The organism is Micromonospora sp. M51 (genome assembly GCF_018070305.1).
Classification (GTDB): Bacteria; Actinomycetota; Actinomycetes; order Mycobacteriales; family Micromonosporaceae; genus Micromonospora; species Micromonospora parva.
The window spans coordinates 1-8,769 of the sequence record NZ_JAGPXZ010000189.1 but is presented as its reverse complement, the minus strand read 5'-3'; the positions used below and the strand labels follow the sequence as shown (position 1 = coordinate 8,769).

The window sequence follows — 8,769 nt, the reverse complement described above, 5'->3', positions numbered from 1 at the left end:
TCCATCCCGGGCTGGAGCGGCTGCTGCGCGACGACGCCCACCAGGTGCTGCTGGAGACCCTTGAGGCCTACCTCGACCTGGCGGGCAACGCGCACGCGACCGCCGAGAAACTGCGACTGCACCGGACCACGCTGTACTACCGGCTGCAGCGGGTGGAACAGCTCGCCGGGACCGACCTCAAGGACGGCAACGAACGCCTGTGCCTGCACCTGGCCATGAAGCTCGGTCGCCTGACCGGCCACTACCGCACACCGTGACGCCGCCCGCCCGTGGCGTGGCCGCGAACAGCGACGCGACCGAGCGGACGGTCCTCGTCACACCAGGCGGGTCATCCAGCCGTACGGGTCGGCGGCCCGGCCGTACTGGATGTCGAGCAGATGCCGGCGCAGCCGCATGGTCACCGAGTCCTCGGCACCGGCCTTCGGTGCCGTCACCTCGCCGCCGTCCCAGACCAGACGCCCGACCGGCGTGACCACGGCGCCGGTGCCACACGCGAAGACCTCGGTGATCGCGCCGGACGCCACGCCCTCCTGCCATTCCCGGATCTCCACCGGGCGCTCCTCGACCTCCAGGCCCAGGTCCTTGGCGAGGATGAGGATCGACCCCCGGGTGACGCCCTCGAGGATGGTGCCGAGTTCCGGGGTGATGATCTTGCCGTCGGCGGTGATGAAGTAGAGGTTCATGCCGCCCAACTCCTCCACGTAGCGGCCCTCGGCGGCGTCCAGGAAACAGACCTGCTCACAGCCGTGCTCGGCGGCCTCGACCATCGGCGCCAGGCTGGAGGCGTAGTTGCCGCCGCACTTCGCCTCACCCGTGCCGCCGCGCGCCGCCCGGGTGTATTCGGTGGAGAGCCAGATGGAGACCGGCTTGACACCACCGGAGAAGTACGCGCCGACCGGGCAGGCGATCACCATGTAGGTGATCTCCTTCGCCGGCCGAACCCCCAGGAACGGCTCGGACGCGAACATGAAGGGTCGCAGGTAGACGCTGTACTCGTCCTCGTCCGGCACCCACACCTGGTCGGCCCGGACCAGCCCCTCGACCGAGGCCATGAAGTCCGGCACCGGCAGTTCGGGCAGTGCCAGCCGTCGGGCGGACCGGGCGAAGCGCTCGCCGTTGGCCTGCGGCCGGAACGACCAGATCGAGCCGTCGGCGTGCCGGTACGCCTTCATCCCCTCAAAGATCTCCTGCGCGTAGTGCAGCACCGCCGCGGCCGGGTGCATGAGGATCGGGCCGAAAGGGACGATCTCGGAATCCTGCCAGCCGCCGTCCGGCCTCCACACCGCCCGTGCCATGTGGTCGGTGAAGTAGGTGCCGAACCCCGGATTCGCCATGATCTCGGCTCGCCGCTGCGCGCTGGCCGGGTTCGGATTCTGCTGCAACGGGAACGGCAGGCTCATGGCCGGGTCCTCTCAATGGCCGCACCCCTGGGCGCTCAGTCACCGAGAACGAACACGCAGGGGAAGTTTGTCGGATGACAGGTGCAGAATACCGACCGTATTGTCGCCGGTCATAGGCAGACTGCGGCGACTCGGGAGGGACGGTGCGCCGGTGAGCCGGGGTGACGAGCGGATCGTCGCGGCCGCCGACAGCGCCGCCCGCCAGGTGGTGGGCCGGGTGGTCGTGTGTGCGGGCACCGACCTCGTCGACGTCGACGACATCCGGGCGTTGCTGGCCCGGCAGCCGCGCTTCGCGCAGCGGCACTTCACCGCGGGTGAGCGCGCGTACTGCCTGCTCGAACGCGACCCGGCGGAACGCTTCGCCGTCCGTTTCGCCGCCAAGGAGGCGGTGTTGAAGGCTCTCGGCACCGGCCTGAGCGGGGCGGCCCTGCGGGAGATCGAGGTGGTGCGCCGGCACTCCGGGCAGCCGGAACTGGCCCTGGCCGGGCGCGCGGCGGCGCTCGCCGAGGCGGCCGGTGTCCATTCCTGGCTGATCACCCTGACGCACACCCGACATCTGGCGCACGCCTTCGTCGCGGGCGTGGGCCAACCGGCCTGAACGCTTCCTAATCTATTCGTCCAAGTTGGACATTGCGCTCATATGATTTGATTGACCGTCGATGCCACATTGTTGACTTTAGCCATTCAGTGTGGAGGTTCGACACTGGCCATCAGCCGATATTTACCTCGCAATCGGGCAAAACAAGGGGCAGTCAAGACCGGCAATACCACTAGTCACTCCTGTCGATATCCCAGATAGCGAGAGTCGTTTGACGGACCCGGATCAGCCCCAGAGGATTTCGATCAAGCGGTTCCTCGGGGGATGGGGAACTTTCGTGCATACTTCGAGGTGCATCACGGGGTGGGACGCCGTAACGGCGTCGATGCTGCTGCCGAGGGGATATTGTGGAACCACGCACGCTCTCTCAGCTCCTGGAATTCGAGCGTCGCATAGTGCCGGCCGCCGGCCTGATCCGCGCGGCCCAGATCCGTGGCGACGGCGATCAGGCCCTCGCGCACCTCGACCAGCTCTGCCGCGACATCGAGCAGCTCGCTCCGCTGATGCCGACGCGTCAGATCGAGGCGACGGTCCACGACTTGCGTGCCTGGTCAGACTCCGGCTTCCTGGCGAAGCCGGCCTTCGACGCGACCCGTGACACCGTTCCCGCGCCGGAGGACGGAGAAGCCGCCGCGTTCGTCGGACCGGTCACCCTGCCCAACGGCGACGGCTCCCGCGGCGCCTTCCTCGAGGCGTTCACGGTCGTCCGCCAGGACCCGGACTGCACCGCCGAACTTCAGTCGCGCTATCCGCACGACAAAGCGGTTTTCCAATCGACCCGACTCCTTTCCGCCTCCCCAGGATTGCGCGACGGAAACTGCGTCGTCTTCTTCCCGGAGAACATTCCGACGGCCAGTCCCACAGTGGATCAGTCGTTCGCCTGGTTCTTCTTCAACCGGCACACCACCATCTACGCCCGCACGCTGGAAATCGTGGCGCGGCTCTGTGGTGTCGGTTCCCCGTTCGCCGACACGAAGGTGCTGGCGTCCGCCGACGTCGACCCGGAGGACGTCTATCAGGCGCGCTGCGTCTGGGGCTACCTGCACGACTACTACCACCACACCGGGCCCCGTCCACTGGATCAGCACCTGGCGTTGAAGACGAAATGGCGCCCCGGTCTCGCCGAGGAGCTCAAGGTCGATCTGAAGTCGGCGATCGCCTGCCACGAGGAGTCGGTGCCCTACGGCGACATCATTTTCGAGTACATCATCCTGGAAAGGCTCTTCCGCTACCCGGCCGAGCCACGCCCGTTGCGCAACTTCGACTCCGGGACCGGCTTCGCCCTCGGCACCTGGCTTGCCGAGCACGGCCTGTTCACCATCGGCGACGACGGCCGGCGCAGTCTGGCCGGCAAGGCGGAAATCGTCGCATCGGCCAAGGAACTCGTCCGGACGATCGAGGAATTCGAGGCGATCACCGACGACGAGTCCTATCGCGAGAAGGTCACCGATTTCCTGTACGAGAGATTGCTACTGGAACCGGAGAACAAGGCGGACAGGTACGGCGGCCCCCGGGCATCCCTGAGCCTCTGGGGCAGTGAGGTCCATGTCTGACGGGATCCCGACCATCACCGACCGTGCCGTTGCCCTTCGCGATCCCGGTTTCTGCCGGTTCCACACCGACAACACCGCGGTCGTCGACTGGTCGGCCGAGCGCGGCTGGTCCGACCTCTCCGTTGAGCCGTACGCCCCGATGACCATGGATCCCGGCACCCTCGTGCTGCACTACGGACAGAGCGTCTTCGAGGGCCTGAAGGCGTTCCGCCAGCCCGACGGCTCCGCCGCGTTGTTCCGCCCCGCCGACCACGCCCGCAGGCTGGCCCGGTCGGCGCGTCGGCTGGCGATGGCCGAGATGCCGGCCGACCTGTTCCTGGACGCCTGCGCTCAGCTCGTCGCCGTTGACGACGGCTGGCTACCCGAGGAGCCGGGCCAGGGCCTCTACCTGCGCCCGTTGATGATCGCGACCGAGGCCGAGCTCGGGCTCCGCGACTCGCGGCGCTACCGGTGCACCTTCCTGGCGTATCCGGCCGACCCCTGCTTCGGCCGGGCCTTCACCCCGATCTCCGTGCTGACCTCGGCGGACACGGTACGCGCGGTGCGCGGCGGGATGGGCGAGGCGAAGTGTTCCGGCAACTACGCCGCCAGCCTGCTGACCCGCAAGCGAGCCCAGGCGCGCGGCTACGACGAGGTGCTGTGGCTCGACGGCCTCGAGTTCCGCTGGGTCGAAGAGCTCAGCGGCATGAACGTCTTCTTCGTCTGGCGCGACGACGACGAGCGGCACGGCGTGCGGCTGACCACCCCGCCGTGCCAGGGGACGATCATGCGGGGCGTGACCCGCGACTGCGTCATCACCCTCGCCGGTGAGCTCGGCATTCCGGTCACCGAGGAGCCGACCCCGATCGACGCCCTCATGGCCGGCGCCCGGTCCGGGCGACTCGTCGAGATGTTCGCGTGCGGGACCGCCGCCGTGGTCGTGGCGGTCGGCCGGATCGCCGACGGAGACGACGACGTGACGATCGGGGACGGGCAGGAAGGCGTGGTGACCGCCCGGGTGCGGCACACGCTCATGGAGATCCAGCACGGCAGCCGCCCGGACACCCACGGATGGCTGCGGAGCGTACGCAAAGACCTTGCATCCGTTCACAGCTCGACCGACCGACAGTAAGGGAGATGGCGGATGCCTGACGCCAACGGCCGTTCCACAGCGGGTTCCAGCTCAACCGAACTGCCGCACGTCACCACCATCCACACGCTCGGGCCGACCGGCACCAACCTGGAGAAGGCCGCGCACCGCTGGTTCGCCGACCGACAGCGCCAGGGCCGGGTGGTCCTGCACGCCGAGGTCGAGGATGGCCTCGACGTCATGGCGTTCGACGGCAGCGAGGCGATCCTCGCCTGTGCCGTTTATCCGCGCCTGCACGACCTGGTGTTCGGTAATCTCCATCGGCTCACGATGGCCGACAGCTTCATCCTGGACACGTACGACATGGTGCTCGCCGCGCGGCCGGGCCAGCAGTCCGTCACCACCATCGTCACCCATCCCGCCCCCAGCTGCCTGGTGACGAATCGGGGCACGATCTCGTACGCGAGCAGCAACTCGGTGGCGGCCGCCGCCTGCGCCGCGGGCGACTACGACGCCTGCGTGACCACCGACCGCGCGGCCCAGGCCCAGGGGCTGCGGACGCTGGAGAACTTCGGTCCGGTGCCGATGGTGTTCACCCTGCACGTGGGGAAGGCCGGCGCCGCGTGTTGATAATCGTCCAGCCGCTCTCGGCCGGAATCCAGCTGGCGAGCCGGCTGGTGGCGGCCGGTGTCCCGTGCCTGATCCCGACGCAGTTTCCCGACCTGCTGCCGGCGGAGGTCCACTCCGGCGCGCGCGTCGTCGACTGGCATCCGGACCACGGCGTCCCCGCTCTGCTGGCGCTCGTCGACCGGCTGGGGGTGACGCCGACCGGCGTCATCGCGGGCTTCGAGTACACCGTCGGCCCGGCGGCCGAGCTGGCCCGCGCCCTCGGGCTGCCGGCGCTGAGCCAGGATACGGCCGAGGCCGTCCGGCAGAAGGACGTGATGCGGGAGCGCTGCGTCAAGCACCGCATCGCCGTCCCGGCATCGATCACGGTCCCGGCCGACGATGTGGGCGAATGTCCCTTCGCGTTCCCGGCGGTCGTCAAGCCGGCCGACTGGGGCGGCAGCCTGATGGTGCGCCTCGTCCGGGACGCGGACGAATACCAGCGCGCGTGCGCGGAGATCCACCGGTACGGCGAGGTCAAGTTCCACCACGATCCGCGGCGGGTCGCCCTGGTCGAGGAGTACGTCGAGGGCCCCGAGTTCTCTCTGGAGGGCTGGGTGGACGCGGCCGGGCTGCATCTCGTCAGCATCACCACGAAACTCGTCAGCGCGCTGCCGCAGTTCTTCGAGATGGGCCACGTCGCCACGCCGCCACGGAGTTCACCGCACGGACAGCTGCTGCACGAGTTCGCCGCGCAGGTGGTCGCCGCCTTCGACATCACCGTCGGGCCGTTCCACATCGAGACCCGCATCGCCGCGGACGGCCGTCCGGTGCTGATCGAGGTGGGTGCACGGTTGGCCGGCGACTGCATCCCCGAACTGATCATGGCGGGCCCTGGGGTGGATCTCTACCTGGCGACGGCTGAGGCGGCGCGGGGCGGCCGTTACCTGGACGAGCCGGTCTCGTCGGCGAGCGCCGGGGTCGCCTTCGTCACCACCGATCGGCCGGGCGCCTTCGCCGGCAGTGTGTCCGGCATCGAGGCGTTTCTCGATGCCGACGAGTTCGACCGGATCGTCTTCGAGGCCGAGCGCGGCGCGGCGCTCGATCCCGACGACATCTTCCACAACCGGGTCGCGCAGGTCTATTTCGTCGGCGATCCCGGCCGGGTCGAGGACCTGGTCGGCGCCGTGCTCCGCGACGTGCGGGTCGATATATCCGACAAGGAAGGCAGCTGATCGTGAGCAAGGACAACGATCTGATCGTCGAGGCGACGACCGCACCCCGTTCGAAGCCGGCGGCCGACGCGCCGACGCGCCCGGGCGGCGTTCTGACCGATCACGCGTACTCGATGCGGTGGAGCAAGCGGCGGTCCTGGCAGGGCATGGTCATCGCCGACCGGGACGCGCTGCCGTCCGTACGGCCCCCGTCCTCGGCCCTGCACCACGGACAGGCGGTCTTCGACGACCTCGCGGCCTACCGGATGACCGACGGGTCCGTGTCGGTGTATCGCCCGGACAGCCACATCAAGCGGCTCAACAACGCGGCCCGGCGGATGGCGCTCCCGCAACTCGACTTCGACCGCGTCTGGCTCGCGATCCGCCGGCTCGTGGACCTGGACGAGGCGTGGATCCCGGCGCAGCCCGGGTCGGCGCTGCTGCTGCACTCCGTCCTGGCCGGCAACGGCTCGTCGCTCGAGGTCGCCCCGGCCGAGGAGTGCCTGTTCACGATCGTGGCGAGCCCACTGACCCGGCCGGCTCCCAGCGACGTGCCAGTGCGGGCGATGGTGGTGAACGACTACGTGCGGGCGTGGCCGGGCGGCACGGGGGACATCAACGCCGTCGGTAACTACGGGCCGGGGCTGGTCCCGCGGGAGATCGCCGCCAACTACGACTATCACCACGTGCTGTGGGTGGGCGGCGATCCGGAGCGCACTGTCCAACAGGTCGGCGCGATGAACGCGTTCTTCGTCATCGACGGCGTCCTGACCACGCCGTCGCTGGACGGCACCGTACGGCCGGGGATCATCCGCGACTCGATCATCAAGCTGTCCCGTGACGCCGGGACCGTTGTCGTCGAACGGCCGGTTCCGTTGGCGGAGGTGTTGCAGGGCATCAGCGACGGCCGGATCACCGAGTGCTTCGGCACCGGCACGGTCGAGGGCGTCGTGTCCATCAACGGCCTCGGCTATCGCGGGGAGGAATACCGACTGCCCGGCAGCGTGGCCGTGGCGTCGCACCTCCGAGAGGTGCTCGGGGGCCTGCACCGCGGCGAGGTGATCGACCGGTTCGGCTGGATGCGCCGGCTCACCGAAGTTTCGACTGTCCACGCCTGACCACGGCAGCGCAACCCGTCAGGAGATCTAGATCATGGCCTACGTCGTCACCGATGCGTGCATCGGGTGCAAGTACACCGACTGCGTGGACGTCTGCCCGGTCAACTGCTTCCACGAAGGCCCGGAGATGCTCTACATCAATCCGGAGGAGTGCATCGACTGCAACGCCTGCGTTGCCGAATGTCCGCCGGAAGCCATCTGGGCCGATGTCGAGCTGCCCGAGGACAAGTTCGAGTGGATCCTGATCAACGGTGAGATGAGCCAGCAGTACCCGGTGATCTACCAGAGCGACGCCAATTCCGTCAGCAAGAAGTCCGCCTCATAAGGGATGGGATCGACAGACATGACTACCATCGAGAACTCGTTCATGCTCGGTCTCGATTCGAACTTCTACCTCAAGGACGACTTCGAGAGCCCGGAGAAGCGGACCAACGTCACCTGGTTCTACCCGAAGATCTGCGGCTTCCAGGACGCGCTGCGGACCGAGCAGGAGAAGGCGGAGTACTTCTCCTTCCTCGACCGTCAGACGCACCCGCAGCAGACGAACATCCTGCTGTACTTCCACATCCCCTTCTGCGAGGCGTTCTGCAACTTCTGCGCCTGCTTCAAGGAGTCCTCGGCGAAGTACCAGGGCGAGCAGCGGGTGCGGTTCGTCAAGGCCATGGTGAAGGAGATCGAGCGCAACGCCCGCTCGGCGTACTTCCAGGGCACGAAGATCAAGTACGTGCAGTTCGGCGGGGGCACGCCGTCGGCGCTCGACCAGGAGTCGATGGCGACCATCATCCAGGCCGTGCACCGCGAGTTCGACCTGAGCGAGGTCGACGGGATCTCGTTGGAGGGCAGCCCGCTCGGCCTGTCCACTGACGGCTACATCGAGATGCTCAAGTCCCTGGGGATCACCCGCATCTCGTTCGGCGTGCAGACGCTCAACGAGGAGATCCGGCGCAAGCTGACCATCAAGGCCACCGTCGAGCAGGTCTACCAGACGGCGGAGAACATCCGCAAAGCCGGGATCAGGACCTTCGCGCTGGACCTGATGTACAACCTCGCCGGTCAGACCGACGAGATCCTCGCCTCCGACATCCACGGCATCTGCGCCGAGCTGCGCCCCAGCTTCGTGCAGACGTACCGGTTCAACCAGTGGGAGGGCACCCGGCTCGACAAGCAGATCCGGGCCGGCAAGGTGAGCGACGTGCTGCCGGCCGGCGGCA

Annotated in this window: 10 protein-coding genes; 9 read left to right on the top strand and 1 reads right to left on the bottom strand. The window is 68.1% G+C overall.

The window, feature by feature from the left end; translation table 11 throughout:
* Positions 1-257, top strand: a 257-nt coding sequence (locus KBX53_RS12965; protein ID WP_210859422.1) for a CdaR family transcriptional regulator, incomplete at its 5' end; no start/stop codon positions are given.
* Between the two features lie 57 nt (positions 258-314).
* Here the strand turns inward: KBX53_RS12965 and KBX53_RS12960 are convergent.
* Positions 315-1,400 (bottom strand): branched-chain amino acid aminotransferase, encoded by a 1,086-nt coding sequence (locus KBX53_RS12960; RefSeq protein WP_210859420.1) that lies wholly within the window; start codon positions 1,398-1,400, stop codon positions 315-317.
* 151 nt (positions 1,401-1,551) lie between these two features.
* On the opposite strand from KBX53_RS12960, the gene acpS reads away from it, so the two are divergent.
* From acpS to KBX53_RS12920, 8 genes are all read left to right on the top strand, one after another.
* On the top strand, positions 1,552-1,998 hold the full coding sequence (gene acpS, locus KBX53_RS12955; protein ID WP_209444528.1) for a holo-ACP synthase: 447 nt from the start codon (positions 1,552-1,554) through the stop codon (positions 1,996-1,998).
* A gap of 347 nt (positions 1,999-2,345) precedes the next feature.
* Positions 2,346-3,551 carry a DUF6421 family protein gene (locus KBX53_RS12950; protein WP_030330886.1) on the top strand — a complete coding sequence of 402 codons (1,206 nt, stop codon included), beginning with the start codon at positions 2,346-2,348 and terminating at the stop codon, positions 3,549-3,551.
* Complete coding sequence (locus KBX53_RS12945; protein ID WP_051708320.1) at positions 3,544-4,662, top strand: branched-chain amino acid aminotransferase; 1,119 nt, start codon at positions 3,544-3,546, stop codon at positions 4,660-4,662. The genes KBX53_RS12950 and KBX53_RS12945 overlap by 8 nt, the downstream gene beginning before the upstream one ends.
* A gap of 12 nt (positions 4,663-4,674) precedes the next feature.
* A complete protein-coding gene (locus KBX53_RS12940) occupies positions 4,675-5,250 on the top strand; it encodes a bacilysin biosynthesis protein BacA (protein ID WP_030330890.1) in 576 nt (191 codons plus the stop codon).
* Positions 5,244-6,461, top strand: coding sequence for an ATP-grasp domain-containing protein (locus tag KBX53_RS12935; RefSeq protein ID WP_210859418.1), 1,218 nt, complete (start codon positions 5,244-5,246; stop codon positions 6,459-6,461). The genes KBX53_RS12940 and KBX53_RS12935 overlap by 7 nt, the downstream gene beginning before the upstream one ends.
* A 2-nt stretch (positions 6,462-6,463) precedes the next feature.
* Positions 6,464-7,558: an aminotransferase class IV gene (locus tag KBX53_RS12930; RefSeq protein WP_210859416.1), complete on the top strand. Its 1,095-nt coding sequence runs from the start codon at positions 6,464-6,466 to the stop codon at positions 7,556-7,558.
* 34 nt (positions 7,559-7,592) lie between these two features.
* Positions 7,593-7,883, top strand: coding sequence for a ferredoxin family protein (locus KBX53_RS12925; RefSeq protein ID WP_030330895.1), 291 nt, complete (start codon positions 7,593-7,595; stop codon positions 7,881-7,883).
* Positions 7,884-7,901: 18 nt separating this feature from the next.
* A partial coding sequence (locus KBX53_RS12920) for a radical SAM protein (protein WP_210859415.1) occupies positions 7,902-8,769 on the top strand: 868 nt, incomplete at its 3' end.